At 62.3% G+C, this 21108-nt stretch carries 17 protein-coding genes; 8 read left to right on the top strand and 9 right to left on the bottom strand.

Annotated features, from left to right (window positions below):
- Window positions 1–60 precede the first annotated feature (60 nt).
- A complete protein-coding gene (locus HQ843_RS00185) occupies window positions 61–1128 on the top strand; it encodes an AbrB family transcriptional regulator (protein WP_180900362.1) in 1068 nt (355 codons plus the stop codon).
- On the opposite strand, the gene HQ843_RS00190 is transcribed toward HQ843_RS00185, so the two are convergent.
- From HQ843_RS00190 to HQ843_RS00210, 5 genes are all read right to left on the bottom strand, one after another.
- Window positions 1088–2077: a D-2-hydroxyacid dehydrogenase family protein gene (locus HQ843_RS00190; protein WP_180900361.1), complete on the bottom strand. Its 990-nt coding sequence runs from the start codon at window positions 2075–2077 to the stop codon at window positions 1088–1090. The two genes, HQ843_RS00185 and HQ843_RS00190, sit on opposite strands and share 41 nt — an antisense overlap.
- A gap of 27 nt (window positions 2078–2104) precedes the next feature.
- Window positions 2105–2917 (bottom strand): universal stress protein, encoded by an 813-nt coding sequence (locus tag HQ843_RS00195; protein WP_180900360.1) that lies wholly within the window; start codon window positions 2915–2917, stop codon window positions 2105–2107.
- Window positions 2918–2919: 2 nt separating this feature from the next.
- Window positions 2920–4008, bottom strand: a complete 1089-nt coding sequence (locus HQ843_RS00200; protein WP_180900359.1) for a 4-oxalomesaconate tautomerase — start codon at window positions 4006–4008, stop codon at window positions 2920–2922.
- A gap of 13 nt (window positions 4009–4021) precedes the next feature.
- Complete coding sequence (locus HQ843_RS00205) at window positions 4022–6052, bottom strand: tripartite tricarboxylate transporter permease (RefSeq protein WP_180900358.1); 2031 nt, start codon at window positions 6050–6052, stop codon at window positions 4022–4024.
- Window positions 6053–6335: 283 nt separating this feature from the next.
- Window positions 6336–7412, bottom strand: a complete 1077-nt coding sequence (locus tag HQ843_RS00210; RefSeq protein WP_180900357.1) for a type 2 periplasmic-binding domain-containing protein — start codon at window positions 7410–7412, stop codon at window positions 6336–6338.
- A gap of 140 nt (window positions 7413–7552) precedes the next feature.
- On the opposite strand from HQ843_RS00210, the gene HQ843_RS00215 reads away from it, so the two are divergent.
- Both HQ843_RS00215 and HQ843_RS00220 read left to right on the top strand, forming a co-directional pair.
- Complete coding sequence (locus tag HQ843_RS00215) at window positions 7553–8230, top strand: response regulator transcription factor (RefSeq protein ID WP_210275276.1); 678 nt, start codon at window positions 7553–7555, stop codon at window positions 8228–8230.
- Window positions 8227–9588, top strand: coding sequence for a sensor histidine kinase (locus HQ843_RS00220; RefSeq protein ID WP_180900356.1), 1362 nt, complete (start codon window positions 8227–8229; stop codon window positions 9586–9588). Before HQ843_RS00215 ends, HQ843_RS00220 begins: the two co-directional genes overlap by 4 nt.
- Before the next feature lie 36 nt (window positions 9589–9624).
- Here HQ843_RS00220 and HQ843_RS00225 read toward each other — a convergent pair whose 3' ends face one another.
- From HQ843_RS00225 to HQ843_RS00235, 3 genes are all read right to left on the bottom strand, one after another.
- Entirely contained in the window at window positions 9625–10434 is an 810-nt protein-coding gene (locus HQ843_RS00225; protein WP_180900355.1) for an alpha/beta hydrolase, read from the bottom strand.
- Entirely contained in the window at window positions 10431–12338 is a 1908-nt protein-coding gene (locus tag HQ843_RS00230; RefSeq protein WP_180900354.1) for a TRAP transporter permease, read from the bottom strand. Before HQ843_RS00230 ends, HQ843_RS00225 begins: the two co-directional genes overlap by 4 nt.
- Before the next feature lie 64 nt (window positions 12339–12402).
- Entirely contained in the window at window positions 12403–13362 is a 960-nt protein-coding gene (locus HQ843_RS00235) for a TAXI family TRAP transporter solute-binding subunit (RefSeq protein ID WP_180900353.1), read from the bottom strand.
- A gap of 98 nt (window positions 13363–13460) precedes the next feature.
- Here HQ843_RS00235 and HQ843_RS00240 point away from each other — a divergent pair, with 98 nt between their 5' ends.
- The 3 genes from HQ843_RS00240 to HQ843_RS00250 all read left to right on the top strand — a co-directional run bounded on the left by HQ843_RS00240 (window position 13461) and on the right by HQ843_RS00250 (window position 16093).
- Window positions 13461–14360, top strand: a complete 900-nt coding sequence (locus HQ843_RS00240; protein WP_180900352.1) for a LysR family transcriptional regulator — start codon at window positions 13461–13463, stop codon at window positions 14358–14360.
- 217 nt (window positions 14361–14577) lie between these two features.
- A complete protein-coding gene (locus HQ843_RS29875) occupies window positions 14578–14934 on the top strand; it encodes a transposase (RefSeq protein WP_371824625.1) in 357 nt (118 codons plus the stop codon).
- 208 nt (window positions 14935–15142) lie between these two features.
- Window positions 15143–16093, top strand: coding sequence for a LysR family transcriptional regulator (locus HQ843_RS00250; protein ID WP_180900351.1), 951 nt, complete (start codon window positions 15143–15145; stop codon window positions 16091–16093).
- Here HQ843_RS00250 and HQ843_RS00255 read toward each other — a convergent pair.
- A complete protein-coding gene (locus HQ843_RS00255) occupies window positions 16073–16387 on the bottom strand; it encodes a cupin domain-containing protein (RefSeq protein WP_210275275.1) in 315 nt (104 codons plus the stop codon). The genes HQ843_RS00250 and HQ843_RS00255 overlap by 21 nt on opposite strands.
- 402 nt (window positions 16388–16789) lie before the next feature.
- On the opposite strand from HQ843_RS00255, the gene HQ843_RS00260 reads away from it, so the two are divergent.
- Together HQ843_RS00260 and HQ843_RS00265 are read left to right on the top strand one after the other, a co-directional pair.
- Window positions 16790–17944: an efflux RND transporter periplasmic adaptor subunit gene (locus HQ843_RS00260; protein ID WP_180900350.1), complete on the top strand. Its 1155-nt coding sequence runs from the start codon at window positions 16790–16792 to the stop codon at window positions 17942–17944.
- A gap of 12 nt (window positions 17945–17956) precedes the next feature.
- A complete protein-coding gene (locus HQ843_RS00265) occupies window positions 17957–21076 on the top strand; it encodes a multidrug efflux RND transporter permease subunit (RefSeq protein WP_180900349.1) in 3120 nt (1039 codons plus the stop codon).
- Window positions 21077–21108: the final 32 nt, after the last annotated feature.

A 21108-nucleotide genomic window follows, 5' to 3' on the forward strand; every position in this document is an offset into this window, starting at 1 on the left:
TTAATGATTCTTGTATCCGATTGGATACATAGGGACACAATTTGAGTCAATCCATTCTTCATGCGCTTCGAACTCAAAAACTCTCAGGCGCGCCGCGCCGTCACATTTGTTCTCGCTTCGATTGGCGTGGCCGGGTTCCGGGCGCTCGGGCTTCCGCTGCCGTTTCTATTCGGCCCCATGCTGATGTGCCTGTGCGCGGCGCTGCTGGGAGCGCCGCTGAAGGGCTTCGGTCAGGTCTCGGTTGCGGCGCGCACCATCCTCGGCGTGGCGGTCGGCGCGTCGATCACACCGCAGCTTTTCACTGAGCTGCCGCGTATGGCGGCATCCATCGCCATCATCCCGGTCTACATTGGGCTCATCGGGCTTGTGGGCGTTCCGTTTTTCCGGAAAGTATGGGGGTTCGACGCGCCGACGGCGTATTACGCGGCCATGCCCGGCGGGCTTCAGGACATGGTGATCTTCGGTACGGAGGCCGGCGGCAATCCCCGCGCCCTCTCCCTGATCCACGCCACGCGGGTTTTGCTTGTGGTGACGCTGGCGCCGTTTATCCTGACGCATTTTTACGGCGCAGCGCTCTCCAACCCCATCGGAGCGCCGATCAAGGACGTTCCAATCCATGAACTCGGCTTGATGGTTGTCGCAGCGCTTGTCGGCTGGAAAGGCGGGGAAAAGCTCGGCCTGTTCGGCGCCTCGATCCTTGGCCCGATGATTGTGACCGCCGCGCTTTCACTCTCGGGCCTGATCCACATTCGCCCACCGGCAGAGGCCATCCTGGTGGCGCAATTCTTCATCGGCTGCGGCATAGGCGTACACTTTACCGGCATAACCTGGTCGGAACTGAGCCGGATCGTGATCGCCGCCGTGGCCTATGTCTTCCTGCTCGCCGCGCTGGCGGCGCTGGTTGCGCTGGTCGTCGCGTCCCTCGCGCTCGGCCACCCGACCGAGGCGTTTCTGGCCTTCGCGCCCGGCGGCCAGGCCGAAATGACGGTGCTGGCGATCGTCACCGGCGCCGATCTCGGCTTTGTGGTCACCCATCATCTGACCCGCATCGTGCTGGTGATCGTCGGCGCCCCGCTGGCGGCGTCTCTCATAGGCCGTAGAGGCGGCGGGACCAGACCTGAGGATTGACCATATTGATCGGCGCGCCGGCCACATAGGCGATGATCTGTTCGTAGATCTCGCCGAACTGGCTCTCGAACTCCTGTTCGGTGACGAAGCCGATATGCGGCGTCGCGATCAGTCGAGGATGCGACAGCAGCGGATCGTTCGGATCGGTCAGAGGCTCCTGATCAAACACATCCACCGCAGCCCGGCCCGGCCTGCCGGCATCGAGCGCCGCCTTCAGCGCCCCGGGTGCAATCAGTCCGGCCCGCGCGGTATTGATCAGAACCGAGTCCGGTTTCATCAATCCCAGATCGTCGGCGGTGATCGCTCCTTTGGTTTCGGGCGTCAGGCGAAGATGCAGCGAAACGACATCGCTTTCGGCAAAGAAGGCCTCACGGCTGTCGGCAACGACCTCGCCATCGCCGCGCGCCTTCTCGCACCCTTCGGGGGAGGCCCACCAGACGACGGACATGCCAAAGGCGCGGGCGTAGTGCGCCACGAGCCGTGCTATCCGCCCGTAACCGTAAAGACCGATTGTCAGACCCTTTGCGGTCCGTCCGACGCCGTTCTGCCACAGGCCCGCCTTGGCGGAGGCCATCTGTCCGGGCAGGTCGCGAAGGGCTGCAAGCATAAGCGTGAAGGTCAGTTCGGCGGCGGCGACATTGGGCTCGTCGCCGCCTTTTCCGGAGCACAAAAGCACATTGTGATCGCTGCAGGCGGCAACGTCGACATGCGGGAACGCGCCGCGCTGGGCGATCAGGCGCAGCGCCGGCAGACGTTCGAGCAGGCTGCGGGTAACATGCGTGCGCTCGCGAAACAGCACGAGCGCCTCGGCGTCCTTCAGCCGTTCGGCAAGCGTGGCCTCGTCGCTGATGTGATCCGTCCAGACCGTCACCCCGTGACCGTCCAGCAGGCTGAAGCCAGGCAGGTCGGGCAATGTCTCGAACCAGTCATCGAGGATATGGATACGCATGGCTCTCCCTATGCCCGCACAACGATATCAGTGGGACAGCAGAATCGGAATGGAGATCTCGCGCAGAATCTTGGCGGTGTGTCCACCAAGAAAGTCATCCCGAAACTTGGAATGCTCATAAGCGCCCATGACCAGCAACGAGGGATCATTCCTCCCGCAATAGGAAACGATGGACTCCACCAGCGGATGGCCGGCCGGCCACTCCTCATGAACCGTCTCGATATCGTGAAGCTTCAGATGCATCATCAGATCGTCAAGCGAACCCGCGGGCGGGCCGATCGTGAGCACGCTCACCTTTCCCTGCTGTTCCAGCAGGCGCAGACTGTCCGACATCGCCCGCGCGGCAGCCCGGCCGCCGTCCCAGGCAAGGGCAGCATGGGAATGGCGGGCCTCGACATCATAGCCTTCGGGCACGACGATCACCGGCCGGCCGGCAAGCAGCGCGATCCGGTCGGGATGCAGGACCACATGCTCGTCATCGCCGCGCATCGGCCGTCCGACGATCAGCATGTCGAAGCTGCGCGCCGTATCAGAGAGAACGATATCCACTCTCCCCTTCTGCGTCCTGAGCGCCAGATTGTCGCCGAGGCCAAGGGTCGGCCGCAACCGTTCGAAATGCTGCACGATCTCCGACACGATTCCTTCTCTGGCATCGGCGAGCAGATTGCGCGCCTCGCGCGGTATCCAGCGCGAGGTCGTATCGAACGTATCGTGGGCCGAGTGAACCAGAAGTGCCGTCAGATGCGCGCCGCGCTGTTTGGCCAGCGAGGCTGCATAGCGAAGCGCGGCCTCGGACGCTTCGGATCCGTTGAACGCCACGAGCAGATTCAGGATTGCCATAGTCAGAACCCTTTCCAGACAGAACCCGGAACATAGATCTTGCCGTCAGCCAGTTTGCGCGCGGTCCGCAACAGCCCGGCGGATTTGAGGCTGAAACCGTCGGCATTGTCGAACTCGACCAGCACCTCGATCTGACCGGAAGGGTGCTCGAGGATCACGTTTGCCGGGCTTTGTTCGGGCCGATCGAGCAGACCATCGGCCACCGTGCCGGGGGTCAGCGCGCAGGAGGCGAGGCATTGGGAGCCGGTGACCGCCATGCTCGGATGGGTATTCCACGGCATGAAGTAACGCGTCGCGATCGTGCCGCCTTCCCGGGCCGGCGCCAACAGGCCGAATTTCGGGGTGACGGATTTCGTGACATCGCCCATGCCCATGCGCTTGCCGGCCTCGACGCGGATTTTCTCCATGCGGGCGAAGAAATCCGTATTTGCATCGATCTCCGCTGCCGTTTCATGGCCGCTGAGCCCGAAGTCGGACGCACGGGCAATGACGATCGGCATGGCGACGTCCATGCAGGTGACCTCGATCCCGTCTATTTCGTCGCGCAGGTTTCCCGTGGGCAGGAAAGCGCCGGTCGACGAACCGACGACCTCCATGAAGTTCAGCGCAATCGGAGCGGCCGTTCCCGGCACGCCGGCAATCGTGGCGTCGCCCTCATAGGTCAGTTCTCCGCCCGGCGTCTGGACGCGCGCGAGCACTTTCGCGCCGGTATTGACGGCCCGGATGCGGACTTCGGTCTCGTCGCCCGTGGGCGTAATCAGGCCCATCTCGATCGCCGCCGGCCCCACGCCGGAAAGGATGTTGCCGCAGGTGGGCTTGAAATCGACCAGCCGGTCCTCAACCGAGACCTGAGCAAAAAAGTAGTCGATATCGGCCCATTCATCCTCGGAGCGCGAGAGCATCGCGACCTTGGTGGTCACAGCGGCGCCCCCTCCGATGCCGTCGATATTGAGCGAGTGCCCCGATCCGACGGCTGCGACAAGCACAGAAGCCAGGGTATCGCGATCTTCCGGAAGGTCTTCGCGGCGGAAATAGGGGCCGCGCGACGTACCACCGCGCATGAAAATGAAGGGAATGGCGGTCTGTGTCATCTTCTGTCTCCGATCATTTGAGTGGCCAGGGCAGATCAACGGCGCTCTGCAGCAGGCCCGGCGGGAAATCACGATTAAGCGCTCCGGCCATGACACACATCAGCGCTATTCCGCAAGCCGTCAGGATCAGCACCTTGGGCCAGCCAGCCCCGGCGCGAACACGCAGAAATGCGATCAGGAAGCCCGTCAAGGCGAGGATGAAACCGACGAACCAGGACGCCGCAATCAGGGATGCGAACCAGGCAAGCGTCGACCACAGCCCGTAGGGCGCATCGGCATCCTCCCCGGCACGCTCCTTGTCGGCGAAGATCGCATCCGTTTCCGGCCGGAGCATCATCTGCGCCAGCAGGATCAGACAGCATCCAAGCGTGATTGCGCAGATCACCAGCGGTACGATCTTGTCGGTCATGTTGTAGTCGGGGATCATCTGCGCGTTGACGAGCGCCGTCACAACGTAAGCGGCAATCACGAGAAGGAAAACCAGAGGCGCGCGTTTGGAGCCGGCCTGCACCTCTCCCTCGGCCATGATGCTCTTGGCCTGACGGAGGCCCAGTACGACCGAAACGAGCGTGACGATGATCAACACGATCACGATCGGCGAGAACACATACGACATCCCCTCCTCGAAGCTGTTGCGAAAGCGGAAGGAGGCGATCTGAACAGCCTGGTTGGAGAATTTCTCGACCGGGTTGGAGAGCACGAAGCCGATCAGGAAGGCAGGGCGCGACCAGTCGAAACGACGCAGGAAGATGCCGATCAGGCCGATGCCGAACAGCGCCAGCAGGTCCTCGAAATTCTGTCCCGACTGGAACGCCGCAAAGCTGATCAGCATGAACAGGAAGGGCGCCAGATAGGTAAACCGGATGGTGGTCAGCCTGGCGATGCCGCCGGATGCGGCGATGCACAGCACCGTGCCGACGACATTGGCAAGCGCAAGCAGCCAGACGATGGAATAGGTGATGTCGAGATTGTCACGCAGCATCGACGGCCCGACCTCGATATCGCCGCTGCCCAGCAGCGCGATGGCGCCGATGAAGATCGCCATCGATCCGGAACCGGGAATGCCGAACAGCAGCGTGGGCACGAGCCCGCCGCCTTCCTTGGCGTTGTTCGAGCTTTCCGGCCCGATCACGCCGCGGATCTCGCCTTTGCCGAAATTCGACTTGTCAGGGGTGGTCTGCACCGCATGCCCATAGGCGATCCAGTCCACGACGGAACCGCCGAGACCGGGGATCACCCCGACCATGACGCCGATGATGGAACACCTGACCGAAAGCCATTTGTTGGCCACCCAGTCGCGAATGCCCTGGCCCCATCCCGCGCCGAGATTGGCATCCTTCGCGATTGACCGGTCCTGACGCAACAGGGAAACGATCTCGGGCACGGCGAATATGCCGAGACCGACGATCACCAGCCCCAGCCCGTCGACGAGGTAGGGGATATCGTAGGTCGCCATGCGCAGGCTGCCGCCGGCATCGGCCTCGCCGATGGTGCCGATCAGCATGCCGAGGCCGGCCGCGGCCAGGCCCTTCAGCGCAACGCGCCCCGCCAGCACCGCGACCATGGACAGGCCGAGAATGGTGATCATCAGCATTTCGGGCAGCCCGAAGGCGAGCACAACGGGACGCGCGAACAGGATGAAGATCGTCAGAAACAGCGCCCCGACCAACCCGCCGAACAGTGACGATGTGAACGCGGCGGAAAGCGCGCGGGCCGCCTGGCCCTTGCGCGCGAGCGGAAAGCCATCGAGAACGGTGGCCTGGCTCGCCGACGATCCGGGAATGCCCATCAGAACCGAGGCGAATGTGTCGGAGGTCGGCACCACCGCCACCATGCCGATCATCAATGCAAGGCCGTAGAGCGGCTCCATGCCGAACATGAACGGCAACAGCAGCGAAAGCCCGGCGATCCCGCCAAGTCCCGGGAAGACCCCGACGGCAAGGCCCATGACCACGCCAAGCACCAGATAGCCGAGAACCCCCGGCTGAAGGATCATCTGCCAGGCATCAGACAAAGCAGGCAATGCGCTCGCAAACATATCCATTGGAGAAGCCTCTTCGAATTGCGTTTAGGTCCCGTCCCCTGCCCGCCGCCCGACAACGCGTCAGGCGGTTTTGCGACCGGTAAACGGGCTCGATTTCTGAGACGGCTGAGTTCGGACGAACCGGTCGGCGGCCTGCTCGCGATGGCCTCGCCGTCACGATCTGCGCCGCAGGAGCGGCCGTCCTTCCATGGTCTTCAACCACCGCGGTCGCAGAAAGCATTTTCGGCGGACCATCAAGGCCGGCCCGTCCCGAAGGAAGCGAGCCGGCCTTTCCGGGGAGGACCTATTTCAGCGAGACGCCGTAGGCCTGCTGAAGCCAGTTCTTGACGTATTCCTTCGCCTGAGGCGAAACGGTGGTTCCAGCCTCGGTGGCCTTCTTGGCGTTCGGACCGACGAAGATCTCGTACTTGCCGATTTCCTTCGCGGAAATTGTGGCGAAGTCGTCACGCTTGCGCACGGCATCGAAGGCATCGGCATAGGTCTGCGCCACCTCATCGGGCGTGCCTGCCGGCAGGAAGGCAATCTTCTGCACCGGGAAGCCCGAAACGAAGAATGCCTTCCACGCATCCCAGGCGTCGCCGCTGGTTTCACAGCCTTCGGTGGCTTCGCAGACTTCCTTGAAGGTCGGAATGTCGGGGAAGGTTGGGTCACGGACGATATTGCCCTCTTCGTCGAGCGCGCCCCAGGTCATCATCGGCACGGCCTTGCCCTGGGCCACCAAGTCGGACGAGGCGCCGAGATAGCTCGAGGAGGTCTGATAGTCGATCGTGGCTTCGCCGCGCTCGAACATCAGCCGGCCGTCACCGCGCCCCTTGATCCCGAATACAGGCTCGACATTCATCCCCAGCATCTGCCATGCCAAGAGCGGCACCAGATCGAGCCGGGTCGCGCCCTGCGAACCATAGATGAAATTGATATCTTTCAGCGCATTGGCTGAACCGTCGAACTTCTCGCCGTCCTTCGGGTTGATATAGGCCACGCCGCCCGTGCCGGACGCCATCACCGGCACCCAGTCGGAATATTCGTAGCGTACCCGCGGATCATCGAGCAGATAGGGGAACTGGGTCGAACCGGATGTGCCGAAGAGGAGCGTGCCGTCTTCGTATTCCTGCTCCTGAAACCAGTTCGCGCCCTTGGTCGAGCCCGCGCCGGGCATGAACTTGACGACAACCGTGGGGTTGCCCGGCAGTTCTTCGGAAAGCATCGGCGCAAAAAAGTTCGCCCATTTTGCCGAGCCGCCGGTTTCGGAAAACGGGATCACCCATTCAACCGTCTTGCCGCTGAGATCCACCTCTGCGGCGGCTGGCGATGCCACCAGAGCTGCCACGGCTACCGAAGTCGCAAATTGCGTAATGGTCATTGGTTCCTCCCTAGGACCTAGTGTGCCGCAGGTAGGGCCTGCGCGCATTCGAAAATTTCAATAAGGGAACACGTCCCTCCTCCGACGAACGCACGTTGCCAAGCCAACCTTGCGCAAACCTTGCGCCTCGTGACAAATTCATGTCCATGCGAATCGCGATCGTGGAAGACAACCTGTCTCTGGCCAACGGGATTGCCCACCGATTGCGAAGCCGTGGACATTCCGTGGACCTTCTGCACGATGGCGAGGAAGCGTATGCGTTCCTGACACAGGAAGGGGCCGACCTGATTGTCCTCGACATCGATCTGCCGTCTATGAACGGTATCGATGTCCTGCGCGCCCTCCGGCGGCGCGAAGATGGCACGCCCGTCATTTTGCTGACCGCGCATGGCGAAACCAAGGAACGCGTGGCCGGACTCGACGCCGGGGCCGACGACTATCTGACGAAACCGTTCGATATGGATGAACTTGAAGCGCGCGTGCGCGCCGTGGCGCGCCGACGCAACCTGGTCTTCTCGGAGCAGGAAACGCTCGGGAAACTCGTCTTCGACCGCGCCAGCCGGCAATTGTCGTTTGAGACCCGGGTGCTGAATGTCCCGCGCAAGGAAATCGCCATCCTGGAGTGTCTGCTGGAACGGCGGGGACGGATCGTGTCGAAATCCCATCTGTTTTCGCACGTCTATGGCACCGGCGCGGATGTCGCCGAAAACGCGATCGAGCCGCATATATCGAGGCTCCGCCGACGGATCGAGGAATACGGAATCCATATCAAATCCGCCCGCGGCCTGGGTTACATGCTCGAAGTCGACGCAGCATGAAGAAGTCGCTATCGCTGCGCACGCGGCTATTCCTTCTCATTCTTGTACCGCTTCTGTGCGTCTCCTGCCTTCTCGGTCTCTGGCGGTTCGAAGCCGCAAAAAGAACAGCCGAAGAGCTGTTTGACCGCACCCTTCTCGCCGCCGGCCTGGCGATTGCCCGCGACGTCGCGATTTCGGAAGGCGATGCCATATCGCAGCGCTCCCGCAGCATCATTTCCGATGCCGGCGGCGGCGAGATATTCTACCATGTCACCGGCCCGGGCGGCATTTACGTGACCGGATATGCCTATCCGCCTGTCCCGGAAACGAAGCCCTCCGATGAGGGGCCGACCTATTACATGGCCAATTATCGCGGCGAACCGGTGCGGGTGTTGCGGATGTCGGAGACCACGACCATCGGCAATCTGACTGGCGAAACGGTCGTGACAATATGGCAGCGGGCAAGCGATCGCAGGGCCTTTGCGATCACCCTGGCCCTCCGTGCCGCCGCGCTCATGGCCGCTCTCATGGTAGCGCTGGCGGTTGTGGTCTGGTTCGGCGTCCAGATCGGCCTGAAGCCGCTCAGGGGGCTGCAGGAGGCCATCGCCCTGCGCTCGCCCGAAGATCTCCGCCGTATCCGCAGGCCGGTTCCGGAAGAGGTCTCCGGCATTGTCGCCACGTTGAACAGGCTTCTCGGCCAGGTCGAGCAAAGCATCGAGAACCACCAGGCCTTCATCTCGGATGCGGCCCACCAGCTTCGCAATCCGGCCTCCGCTCTTCTGTCCCTGGCCGAGGCGCTCAGGGACGCCAGGACCGAGGAAGATCGCGCCCAGCTTCAATCCGAACTCGTGATGGCCGCGCGCAAATCCGCGCGTCTGGCCGAACAGCTTCTCTCCCTTGAGCGCCTGCGCTACGACGCACCGGCCCAGATGAACCCGCGCGACCTCAATGTCATCGTGAAAGAAGCATGCGAGGCCGTGGCTCCGGAAATCCTGTCCCGTGATCTGGCTTTCAGTCTCGACGCCGCGCCCGGGGCGCTGGTTGTCCAGGCCGACGAGACCCTTTTGAGCGAGGCCGTGAAAAACCTCGTCGACAACGCGCTTCAGCACGGCGGCGCGCGGCTCAGCGCGATCACCGTTCAGACCGAACGCGAGGGGGCGAATGCTGTGCTCAAGGTTATGGACGACGGCAAGGGGCTCCCCCCGGAACTGGCGGATATCGCTTTCAGGCGTTTCGGCCAGATCGAACCCGGCTCCGGCAGCGGCCTCGGGCTCGCTATCGTTCAAGATGTCGTTCTGCGTCATGGCGGAACGATCGGGATCATGCCGAATGCGAAGGGCACCGAGGTCAGGATCACCCTGCCTTTCAGCGAGCGGTGAAGCCTCCGCTCCGTCGACGCGCGCGGACATGCGCGGCTATATCCCTTCAGCTTGCGTAAGCCGCCCCAGTTCCTCCAGAGCCCAGTTTTCGAAAACCCGGTATGAGTCCGATCCAGGATGTTGCAGCATCATGCAATGCGCCGCATCGGGCAGCAGAATGTAGCGATAGCCGTAAAACGCGGCGAGCGCCTTGTCCTGGCCCGGCGGATGACGGGCCGCGTCTTCCTGCCCCGCCTCGATGACGATGCCGCGCCGAATCCTCGGCTGGACCGAGATCTTCAGGCCGTAGCGTTCGTTCAGCGCCCGCGGACTTTCGGCAACCAGATGCCCATGCCACTTTTCCGCGACATCAGAACCCGCAAGATAGACCGCGCGATAGTCGGCCAGCGCCGGCGGCTGTTTCGCCACGTCAGCGGGCACGGGCGAAACGGATGCCACGCCGGGCAGGTTGCCAGCGGGAGAAGGCGCAACAAGGCACAATGCTTCAAAGTCGACCGTTTCCGCGGCCTTCGTCAGAACCAAGGCCCCGAGCGAATGCCCGAGCGCCACCAGAGGGCCGTTCAAACGGGTGGCAGCCTCCTGCACGCACCGCGCGTAGTCGGATATCCCGCGTCGGGCATAGTCTGCGGGCTGCGGCAAACCGCCGTGGCCCGGCAGGTCGACCGCCGCCACGCCAACGCCCTTTCCGGCGAGTGCATTCAGCCATCCGCCGAAACACCACGCGCCATGATAGGCGCCATGCACAAACAGGATGGAGGGCTGCCCTGCGTGGAGGTCGCGGCTGCGCCAGAGCCGCCCGCCGCCCGGTAGCGGTTCCTCACGCAGGTCTGCAAAAATGTCCTTCACTTGGCAGCTCCTGCATTGTCGGCAATCAGCGATGTCACGCGGCCGCGTCTGGTCACCAGAATGACGACCCCGACCAGAACAAGCCCTGCCAGGTTTACCGCCAGCGTCGGCCACAGCAGCAGCACCCCGGCAACCACGGTCACAGCCCTTGCCCACTTGTGAAGCGGACCGACCAGCCAGCCCGAGAAACCGGCGGACAGGGCGACTGTTCCCGCAAGACATGCGGCAAGCGTGACCGCGACATCCAGCGGTGTGCCCTGGAGAAGGGTTTCCGGACGGAAGATGAACAGGAACGGCAGAAGGTACTTGATAACCGCAAACCGCACGGTCTGAACCGCAGTCGCCCACCAGGAGGCGTTTGCCAGGCCAGCGGCCACGAAGACGGCGGTACAGACCGGCGGCGTGATCGCCGAGAGTGTGGCGAAGTAGAACACGAACATGTTCGCGTTCAGGGCCGGCACGCCGAGCATATCAAACGAGGTCAGGATGGTGGAGGCGGCAAGGACGTAGGCGGCGGTGGTGGGCATGCCCATTCCGATCACGATGGCCACGACCCCAGCCAGGATCAATGCCGGAAAAAGGTGGCCTCCTGCCAGCCCGAGCATGGCGTCGCCGAACTTCACCCCGATGCCCACAAAACCGATCACGCCGATCAGAATTCCAGCCGCGGCACACAACGCGCCCAGCATCACCAGCGGGCCGGCGGCTTCCACCAATGCCGAGGCGAGGTCCCGCAACCGTGCGAGAAAGCCGCGGTTTTCGGGATCGAACAGCAGATGCAGACCCGCCAGAACGACACAGGCGGACAGGATCGAAAGAGCGACGGAATAGCCCAGCAACAGCATGGCCAACAGCACGACGAAGGGTGCGGCCAACGGCAGCCAAACGGAAGGACGGCGAAGGCGGGTAGCGTCGGGCATTTCTTCCGCCGGAAGGGCGCCGACGCCTTCGCGCAGGCTTTCGAAATGAACCGATGCCAGAACGCCGGCGTAGAAAAGCAATGCCGGCATCAGCGCCACCGCCATCATGTGACTGACGGGAACGTTGAGGAACTCGGCCATCAGGAACAGGCCGGCGCCCATGAGGGGCGGCGTGATCTGCCCGCCGGACGAAGCGGTGGCCTCGATCGCGCCGGCAACTTCGGGGCGGTATCCCATCCGCTTCATCATTGGAATGGTGAATGTGCCGGTCATCGCGACATTGGTTACCGAAGAGCCGGTCATCGACCCGATCATCGCCGAGGAGATCACCGAGATCTTGGCCGGGCCGCCGCGCAGGCGTCCGCCGGCCAGTTTGGCGATATCCATCATCGTCTCGCCGGCGCCCGTCGCCATCATCAGCGCGGAAAACAGAATGAACAGGATGAGGAAGCTGGCATAGATATTGAAGACCTGGCCCCAGATGCCGTCCGTGGACAGATACAGCATCGAGGTCAGCATCCGCAGGCTGACGCCGCCATGACCGATCCGCCCGGGCAACAGGTCCCCGAACAGGGCATAGGCCGCGAAAATGGCGATCAGTATGGCAAAGGTCCAGCCGATCGCGCGCCGCGACAGCTCCAGGATCGCCGCGACCAGAGCCAGGCCCAGAATGATCGCCTCGGGCCGTCTGGCCACCGGGTTCATCATGATGTCCCAGTAGTTGACGTACACCCAGAAGCTGGCCACCAGAACGACGCCCAGCATGACCGCATCGAGGCCTCTTGCGGCCCAGCCGCGTCCGGCCGGGGTCACCAGGACCGCCAGCCCCGCCACGAGGGACAGAACAATTGCGCGATGCTGGAGGTTCGGCAGTTGTCCAAACACCGCGCCCCAGGCGGTGATGCCCACGAGCAGCGAAGACAGGACGAAAATCAGGAGCGTGCGCAGACGCGTCGCGCCCCGCCCAGGGGTATCTGATGTCATGACGATTTCCGTATACTGGAGTGACGAGCGCCCTCGCCTACCGGCGAAGGCACATCACGACGACCTATTTCATCTCTGGCGGCAGCAGACGATCAGGCACGGTATAGCCAGCTTCGCGATAAGCCCTCACGGCTCCCGCATGAAGAGGCTGTTCCGCGACATCGAGCGTCTGCTGCGCGATATCGACGTCCGCAATGGCCGGAAGGGCGGACCGCTGAAGCGGCAGGGATTCGAGCATGCCTTTCACCAGACGGTAGGCCGTATCCTCATCCATGCGATCGGTCGCGGTAAAGCCGATCCAGACCGCGTGCACGGTGTAGGGCTCCGAACCCTCCACCACGCCCGCCGGCATTTCGTAAAACCCCATCCAGGGCAGGGCCTCGCGGATTTCGGCGATCTGGTCGTCCGTATAGCCGAGCGGCTGCAGCGGCCGCGTGAGGTTCAGTTCCGCCGACGCACTGTCGAGCCGCGGCGCCTGGGTGGCCATCATCAGGCCATCGCAGCGACCGTTCTTGATGGCGTCGATCGCATCGCCGCTGTCGGACATGTAGAGGTCGGGACGAATGTCCAGCACCTTCAGGATACGCATCATGTTCTTCTGCTGCGATGAGCCGTTGGTGCCGGGGTGAAAGCACTCTCCGTCGAATTCCGCGACGTTCGTGATGCCGCTGGCCTTGGTGGCCATCAGGTTCTGGATTGCGGGAAGCGTCCACCACAGCACGCGAAACCCGTCATAGCCCTCCTCCTCGGCATCAGCGATGATGTCGGGGGATATGCCGCCGAAGTCAAGATCGCCTTCCTGCAACAGCACGGAGTTTGCGGCAAACCCGCCCGCGCTCACCACGGTGACGTTCAGCGTGTCGTCATTGGCGCTGATCCCGTTCGCAAGCGCGCTGTAATAGGGATAGAAGGACGACGTGTTGGTGGACCCGCCCATGTTCAGCTGCGTTTCCGCAACCGCCGGTGAAGCCAAGGGCGCGACAAGAAGCACAGCCGTCGCAACGGCCCGAAATCTGGTGAACATATGATCCTCCCTGATGTTCATCTCCGAAGCCATCATCACCGCAACGGTTCGATAAATAAAATTGTTTGATTTTATTCTGACATATGTTTTTCTTATGTATGCGCGATTTGTCGACCAAGCATCTGAGAGCCTTTGTCACGGTCTGTGACTGCGGATCGATCACATCTGCCGCCGCTGTGCTGGGGGTGACGCAACCAGCGCTCAGCACGACGATCCAGCAGGCGGAAGAGTTGGTTGAACTGCGGTTGCTGGATCGAAGCGCGCGGCGCGCGCGTCCGACAGCGGCAGGTCTTCTACTCCTGCCGGAAGCGCGCCGGATCCTGGGCGAGGTCAAAAGCGCCACAACGCGGCTGCGTGACCTTGCGGCAGGGCGCATGGGACATATCTCGATCGCGACCCTGCCATCAGCGGTCGACCACATCCTGGCTCCGACTCTGGCGGCGTTCAAATCGACCTATCCCGATATCAGGATCTCGGTCCGCGACGCGCTGAATGCAGAAGTTGTCGCGCTGGTGCGCACCGGCCAGGCCGATATCGGCATTGGCGCTCATGATGAAACCATGTCGGATATTGAGCAGGTGACCGTCTATGAAGACCGCTTTATCGCCGTCATCCCCGTGAACCATCCTCTGGCAGACGACAAGGACCTCACCTGGGATTGTCTGCGCAATGAGGCTTTCATTGGCGGCGCGGCGGGGTCAAACACGCGCGCGATGGTGCAGAAGACACTGCGTATCGAAGAAGGCGAGAGCATGATCGAGTGTTCGTTCGTGCCGACAACGATAGGGATGGTTGGCCATGGGCTGGGGGTGAGCGTGCTGTCGGAACTGGCCTGCCGGCCGTTCCGGAATGATCCGAGGATCGTGCTGCGCGAACTTCATCCGATAGCGCCGCGCCCTATCGCCATCATCCGTGACCCGAAAAGCGCGGAAACGGCGGCGGCGGCACTCTTTATGTCGTTTTTCCAGCGTGCGAATATTTCCGGCTCGGCCTCTTAAGGCGGCAAAGAAGGCGCGGATTTCCGACAAGGCTCTGTCGAAGGCAATTCATCAGGTTGCAACTAGGTGTTTGATCCCGAGATTTGATGGTGCGATCTTTTCCATGGCATGGAAGGAAGCACTATGGGACAAGTTCTGCATGGCAGCGCCACTACGATAGAGGCAACCCGTCGAGCAATACAGCATAGTCAAGAGAGCCTGAGGGTGTTGGCGGATCATTGCCACAAACCGGCAGGAGGCAAAGCAGGCCCTCAACCTCTATCGCAGGCGCTGGAGCATCGAATGCCTGTTCGCCGATGCCAAGACGCGCGGACTCAACCTCGGGGACACCCGCCTCAGGGCCGCCGAGAAGCTCGACTGCCTGCTCGTCACCCTCGCCATCACATGGGCCTATCGGTGCGCCACACGCACAATGGCCATGAAAGCCATCGCCCGAAAGCCCCATGGCCGGCGGGAAAGGTCATGGTTCCGGGTCGGCCTTGACGCCCTCAGGCGAGGGATCATCAACAATCCTGAGCGCGCAATCCACGCCTGGATCGAAAAAGCCCCAAGGCGACCTATCCAATGCAATTAATCCAATGGAGTCGTGTACGGTGCTTGAAGCCAGACTGATCACTGGAAAAACGCTCCAGATCCTCAGGCTCCATGAAGAGCCCGGCTGGTGCGAGAATACCGGAAAGCTTTGTAATCAGGCTATTTTTCTCTTCTTGCTGTTGCCCCGTTGGAACTCCGTCTAACTTGCTTTTCGTATTGTTGCGTATCCCGCTTTTGAGGGGATGATCATGGCCGGCAGCGCGGTTCTCTCCCGCCTTCCCAATCTCCGGCATTTTGTCGAGGTTGCCTGCGGAGGTTCCTTTCGCGCAGCCGCAAACAAGATGAATATCGCGCCGTCTGCCGTGAGCAAACAGATCAAAAATCTTGAAGAAACGCTGGGCGTTGGGCTCTTCATTCGTGACCGTGACCGGGTGGGACTTGAACTGACGGAAGCCGGCGAAATTTTGCTGCGTCGTTGCACCTCGGTCATCAATGAGCTGGTCGTGGCGCGCGAAGAATTGCAGGAACTGCATGGCATTCAGCGCGGCCATCTTCGCCTTGGGGTCAATGAGGTGCTTGCGACAGACCTGCTGCCAGGCGTTTTGGATAGTCTGCACCGCAATTACCCCAATCTAAAATACACGATCATGGTGGAGAATACGCCTGATATGCTGGCCCGGCTGCGCGAAGGGGATATTGAGGTCGGGCTTGGCTACAATATTCCCTTTGCAGAAGAGTTTGAAATTCTGGCGACCCTGGAACGCCGCACCTACCTGATTACACCCAATAACCACCCTCTGGCCAAGCGACGCCATGTCAAGCTGGAGGAGGTCGCTGGTGAAAAGTTCATCTTTCCTAACCCGTCTTTGACGTTGCATCAGATGCTTCATGATGCCTTCATCCGCTCCGGTGTCGATGTCCGGCCCAGCATGACCACCAATTCGTTCGCCCTGCTCAGGCAGATGGTAGAAAATGGCATGGGTGTCAGCATGGTCATTGGCCGCTTCCTGCAACGCAAAACCGAGCAGATCACCTTCATCGAAATCACCGATGTCGCCATTGACCGCAAACCGCTTTCATGCTGCCGCATTGCGGGGCGTACGCCCAGCACCTCGTCACTTGCCTTTAACGGGGGCATCAAGGCGCTTTTTTTGCGCTGTATGGCGGATAATCCCGTTTCAACGCGGATCCAGTGGTGAGCGGTTATAGTTCTTATAAATGAGATAGCGGGACGGATTGCGCCCCAGCGCGCCAAACCATTGCGGCACATGCGGGTCCATCCAGATCGCATCGCCGACGGTCACCGGATACCCATCTTTGTCCAGTCTATAAACACCGCCGCCATCAAGGATCAGAAGGCCATGTTCCATGAAATGGGTTTCGACATAGGCAAGCGACGCGCCAGGCTCGAAGCTCATGATATTAAATTCGCAATCAAAGGCAGGATCGACAGGCGGTATTTCCCGAACCACCAAACGTTCGTCGCCCCGCAACGCATTGCCTTCAACATCCCCAAGCGAGCCGGAAACAGCCTCTGGTATTTCGCCGCGTGGAAGAAAACGCCATTCGCGTTAACGGACTAAAATCCGGCCACGCGGCGGAGCCAAGGTCGGCCACCTGGGCACACGCTTGAGCCCCCCGGAGGGCGCGGCGGTCGTCATTCTGTTCCATGAGCCGTGCGCAGACCATGCGCACGCCGGGTGATCACTACGATGTCGTTGGCGTTCCCCCGTAGATCGCGATCGCGACGCAAACGCTCTGCTGACCACAGCCTTGGAGAAAGGGCTGTTTCAAGCGCAGATCGACAATCTCCACCAAATCTCCATCATTTCTCGACCGACTATAGAAGGGCGCGTGTCAGTTGCGGACGAAATACATCAATCCGGACGCCTGTCATGCCGCACCGCTTTTCGCTCATCGCCTTCATCGTTTGCGTAATCGCCCTCTCATTGTTCCTGATTTCCCGAGGCGGTGCGGTTACGGAACCGGAAGGCGCATCCTCTTATACGCAGGCTCCCGCGCAGGTCACCACCCTGACGCTTGCACTGGAGCGCATCGTCCTGATCGAGGAGCTTCCCGGGCGCGTGGCGGCCTATCGGCGGGTCGAGATCCGGCCGCAGGTGAGCGGCATCATCAAGAAGCGGTATGCCGAAGGCGGGACCGAGGTCGAGGCCGGACAGGTCCTTTTCGAAATCGACCCGGCCCTGCTTCAGGCCGATCTCGAAACCGCGCGGGCAGGGGTGACGCGTGCCGAAGGGGCGCTGGCGCATGCGCGGCAAGGGTTGGCGCGTGCCGAAGCGCTTGTGGCGGAAAACGTGACGAGCCGCAAGAATTACGAAGACGCCCGCAACGAGCTGACCATGGCAGAGGCGAACCTTGCCGAGGCCCAAGCGGTCGCTCACCGCCGAAAGCTGGACCTTGATTTCGCGACCATAAGGTCGCCGATCAAGGGCTATGTCGGGCGCACGCTGGCCGACGAAGGCGCTCTTGCCTCCAGCCAGACGGAGCTTGCCGTGGTGCAGGAACTGGACCGCGTCTATGTCGATCTGCGCCTGCCCGCAACGAAGCTCGATGGGTTGCAGTCTGCCGCCGACGAGGGCCTGGGCCCGGTCGAGATTCTGGACGCGGACGGCAAGCCGCATCCCCGTCCAGGCAGGGTGGTGCTCTCGGACGTCACAGTCGATCCGGGAACCGGCAATGCCATGGTTCGGGTCGAGGTGGAGAACCCCGGTCTCAGGCTTCTGCCCGGCATGTATGTTCGTGCGCGACTGCCGCGCGGTGTTCTTCCCGATGCGCTGCTGGTGCCGGAAGAGGCGATCGTGCGCAACGGCGCCGGCGAGGCGCAGATCGTGGTGGTGACCGTCGACGGGCGGGCCGAGCGGCGCGACGTGGTTCTGGGCGACGTCATCGGCGGACGTCTTGTCGTCACGTCAGGCCTGAAGGCCGGCGAGACAATCGTCATTCGCGGTCAGGATCGCGTGCAGGACGGGACGCGCGTCAGCCCGGTTACCGCCTCACAAGAAGCCGCACCGGCGGCCGGCAAGCATTAAAGGTCAGAGATCATGCCACAATTCTTCATCGACCGCCCGGTCTTTGCCTGGGTGATTGCGATCTTCATAGCACTGGCTGGACTTGTCGCCATTCCGAAGCTTCCGGTGGCGCGCTTTCCGGACATTGCGCCGCCGAGCATCAGCATCTTCGCGACCTATACCGGCGCGACCGTGCAAACCGTCAATGACAGCGTGGTGACGCCCATCGAGAAGGAACTCTCGAGCGTCAAGAACGTGCTCTATTACGAATCCACCGCCGACTCGACCGGCGGCGCCAACATCACGGTGACGTTCAAGCCCGGTACCAATCCGGAACTGGCGCAGGTGGATGTGCAGAACCGCCTGAAGAATGCCGAACCGCGTCTTCCGGCGGCGGTCCGTCGCGGCGGCGTCAGCGTCGAGGCCGCTGAATCCGGGTTTCTGATGGTCATCACGCTGAAGTCGCTCAGCGGCGAGACCGACGAACTGGCTCTTGGCGACTACCTGACCCGCAATCTGAGCGAGGAGCTGAAGCGCCTTCCCGGCGTCGGTCGTCTCCAGCAGTTCGGGTCCGAGCGCGCCATGCGCGTCTGGGTCGATCCGGCGAAGCTTTCTGCTTACAACCTCACCATGGCCGACGTGACGGAAGCGATCACGCGCGAAAACGCGCAGGTTTCGCCCGGCCGGGTCGGCGACGAGCCGACGGTTCCGGGGACGATGATCTCGACGCCGCTGACCGTGCATGGCCAGTTGAACACGCCGGAGGAATTCGCGGCGATACCGCTCAGGTCGCAGGCTGACGGCGCGCGCCTTCTGCTATCGGATGTGGCGCGGGTGGAACTCGGCGCCCAGACGCTGGCTTTCAGCGTCAGCAGCAATGGCAAGCCGGCCGCCGCTGCCGCGATCCAGATGCGGCCCGGCGCAAACGCCGTCAGCACCGCCGCCGCGATCGAAAAGCGTCTGGCCGAACTGCGACCGTCAATGCCGAAGGATATGGCGATCGCGATCTCCTACAATACCGCGCCCTTCGTGAAGGTGTCGATCACCAAGGTCGTCCAGACCCTGGTCGAGGCGATGGTGCTGGTCTTTCTGGTGATCCTGCTGTTTCTGCAGAACATCCGCTATACGCTGATCCCGACCATCGTTGCGCCGATCGCGCTGCTGGGCACGTTCGCGGTGATGATGGCGGCCGGCTATTCGATCAATGTGCTGACGATGTTCGGCATGGTGCTCGCCATCGGCATCATCGTCGATGACGCCATCGTCGTCGTCGAGAATGTCGAACGGATCATGTCGCGGCAGGGGCTGTCGCCGCGCGACGCCACTCGCCAGGCCATGCGCGAGATTTCAGGCGCGATCGTCGGCATCACGCTGGTGCTTGCCGCCGTCTTCATACCGATGGGCATGGCCGCCGGTTCCGTCGGCGCGATCTATCGCCAGTTCACCCTGTCGATGTCGGTTTCGATCCTGTTTTCTGCCTTCCTCGCGCTGACTCTGACGCCGGCACTCTGCGCCACGATCCTTAAACCCGGGCAAGGCCAAGCCAGAAGCGGATTCTTCGGGTGGTTCAACAGAAAGTTCGATAGCCTGACCGCGCGTTATACCGGGGGCGTCGGCTGGGTGTTGCGGCGCGGCGGGCGGATGCTGGTCATCTATGTCGTGTTGCTGGTGGTGCTCGGCGTCGGCTATGCGCGGGTGGCGACGTCGTTCGTGCCGGAAGAGGACCAGGGAAACTTCATGGCGATGTTCGAGCTGCCGGCCGGCGCCACCGCCGAACGGACGCGCGCGGTCGTCTCGACCTATGAGGCCTATACCGCGACCCGGCCCGATATCGTCGAGAGCACCGTGATCCTGGGCTTCGGCTTTTCCGGCTCCGGTCCCAATGCCGCCCAGGCCTTCACCAGCCTGAAGGATTGGGGCGAGCGCAAGACCACGGTGAACGCGGAGATCGCGGCGGCGGAAGCCGCGATGGCGGATATTCCCGAAGGCATGGCGATGATCATGAAGCCGCCGGCGATCGAATCGCTCGGCACCACCTCCGGCTTCGTACTGCGGCTGGAGGACCGGGCCAATTCCGGCCCGGAAGCGCTGAAGGCGGCCGAGGACCAGTTGATCGCGCTGGCATCCGGAAGCAGGCTGGTGACCGGCGTGATGGCGGATGGGCTACCCGATGGCCAGAGCATCGCCCTCAGGATCGATCGTCAGAAGGCGCTGGCGCTTGGCGTGCCGTTCTCGGCCATCAGCGACATGATTTCGACGGCGATCGGATCGAGCTATGTCAACGACTTTCCCAACAAGGGCCAGCTTCAGCAGGTGGTCGTGCAGGCCGACGCGCCCGCAAGGATGCATGTCGAGGATGTGCTGCGTCTGAAGGTGCGCAATATCGATGGCGGCATGGTCGCCCTGTCTGAGGTCGTCGAGCCCGTCTGGGAAACGACGCCCCTGCAACTGGAGCGCTACAACGGTTACCCGGCTGCCAATATCTCGGGTTCGGCGGCGCGGGGCGTCTCGAGCGGCGCGGCGATGACGGAGATGGAGCGTCTGGCGCAACAATTGCCGAAGGGCTTCGCGCTGGAGTGGACCGGCCAATCCCTGCAGGAAAGACAATCCGCCGCGCAGGCGCCAATGCTGCTGGCGGCCTCGATGCTGGTCGTGTTCCTCGTGCTTGCCGCACTCTATGAAAGCTGGTCGATCCCGCTCTCGGTGATGCTTGTCGTGCCGCTCGGCGTGCTCGGCGCGGTGCTGGCGGTGCTGGCGCGCGGTCTGGAGAATGACGTGTTCTTCAAGGTGGGGCTGATTACCATCATCGGGCTTTCCGCCAAGAACGCTATTCTGCTGGTCGAATATGCGCGACACCTGAGGAATGACGGAATGAGCCTTCATCGGGCGGTGCTGCAGGCTTCCCGGTTGCGGCTCAGGCCGATCGTGATGACTTCGCTGGCTTTCATCCTCGGTGTCGTGCCATTGATGATCGCGCACGGCCCCGGCTCCGAAATCCAGAACGCAATCGGAACCGGCGTGTTTGGGGGGATGTTGTCGGCGACCGTGCTTGCGGTTTTCTTCGTGCCGGTGCTCTACGTTACAGTCAGTCGACTGACGACGCGCAAATCGCGGGAAAAGGTCCCGAAGAAAAGCACGGATCCAGCCGCGTGAACATCCGGAGAGGGTGTTTCAAAGATCGAAGA

Origin of the sequence: Martelella sp. NC20, assembly GCF_013459645.1 — a bacterium.
Lineage (GTDB): Bacteria > Pseudomonadota > Alphaproteobacteria > Rhizobiales > Rhizobiaceae > Martelella.

Bases quoted from the DNA above. Each gene is read 5' to 3' on its own strand.
- HQ843_RS00260 (WP_180900350.1), top strand. From the start codon at position 16,790: ATGCCGCACCGCTTTTCGCTCATCGCCTTCATCGTTTGCGTAATCGCC.
- HQ843_RS00265 (WP_180900349.1), top strand. From the start codon at position 17,957: ATGCCACAATTCTTCATCGACCGCCCGGTCTTTGCCTGGGTGATTGCG.
- HQ843_RS00190 (WP_180900361.1), bottom strand. From the start codon at position 2,077: ATGCGTATCCATATCCTCGATGACTGGTTCGAGACATTGCCCGACCTG.
- HQ843_RS00185 (WP_180900362.1), top strand. From the start codon at position 61: ATGCGCTTCGAACTCAAAAACTCTCAGGCGCGCCGCGCCGTCACATTT.
- HQ843_RS00215 (WP_210275276.1), top strand. From the start codon at position 7,553: ATGTCCATGCGAATCGCGATCGTGGAAGACAACCTGTCTCTGGCCAAC.
- HQ843_RS00230 (WP_180900354.1), bottom strand. From the start codon at position 12,338: ATGACATCAGATACCCCTGGGCGGGGCGCGACGCGTCTGCGCACGCTC.
- HQ843_RS00200 (WP_180900359.1), bottom strand. From the start codon at position 4,008: ATGACACAGACCGCCATTCCCTTCATTTTCATGCGCGGTGGTACGTCG.
- HQ843_RS00240 (WP_180900352.1), top strand. From the start codon at position 13,461: ATGCGCGATTTGTCGACCAAGCATCTGAGAGCCTTTGTCACGGTCTGT.
- HQ843_RS00220 (WP_180900356.1), top strand. From the start codon at position 8,227: ATGAAGAAGTCGCTATCGCTGCGCACGCGGCTATTCCTTCTCATTCTT.
- HQ843_RS00235 (WP_180900353.1), bottom strand. From the start codon at position 13,362: ATGTTCACCAGATTTCGGGCCGTTGCGACGGCTGTGCTTCTTGTCGCG.
- HQ843_RS00205 (WP_180900358.1), bottom strand. From the start codon at position 6,052: ATGGATATGTTTGCGAGCGCATTGCCTGCTTTGTCTGATGCCTGGCAG.
- HQ843_RS00210 (WP_180900357.1), bottom strand. From the start codon at position 7,412: ATGACCATTACGCAATTTGCGACTTCGGTAGCCGTGGCAGCTCTGGTG.
- HQ843_RS00250 (WP_180900351.1), top strand. From the start codon at position 15,143: ATGGCCGGCAGCGCGGTTCTCTCCCGCCTTCCCAATCTCCGGCATTTT.
- HQ843_RS00195 (WP_180900360.1), bottom strand. From the start codon at position 2,917: ATGGCAATCCTGAATCTGCTCGTGGCGTTCAACGGATCCGAAGCGTCC.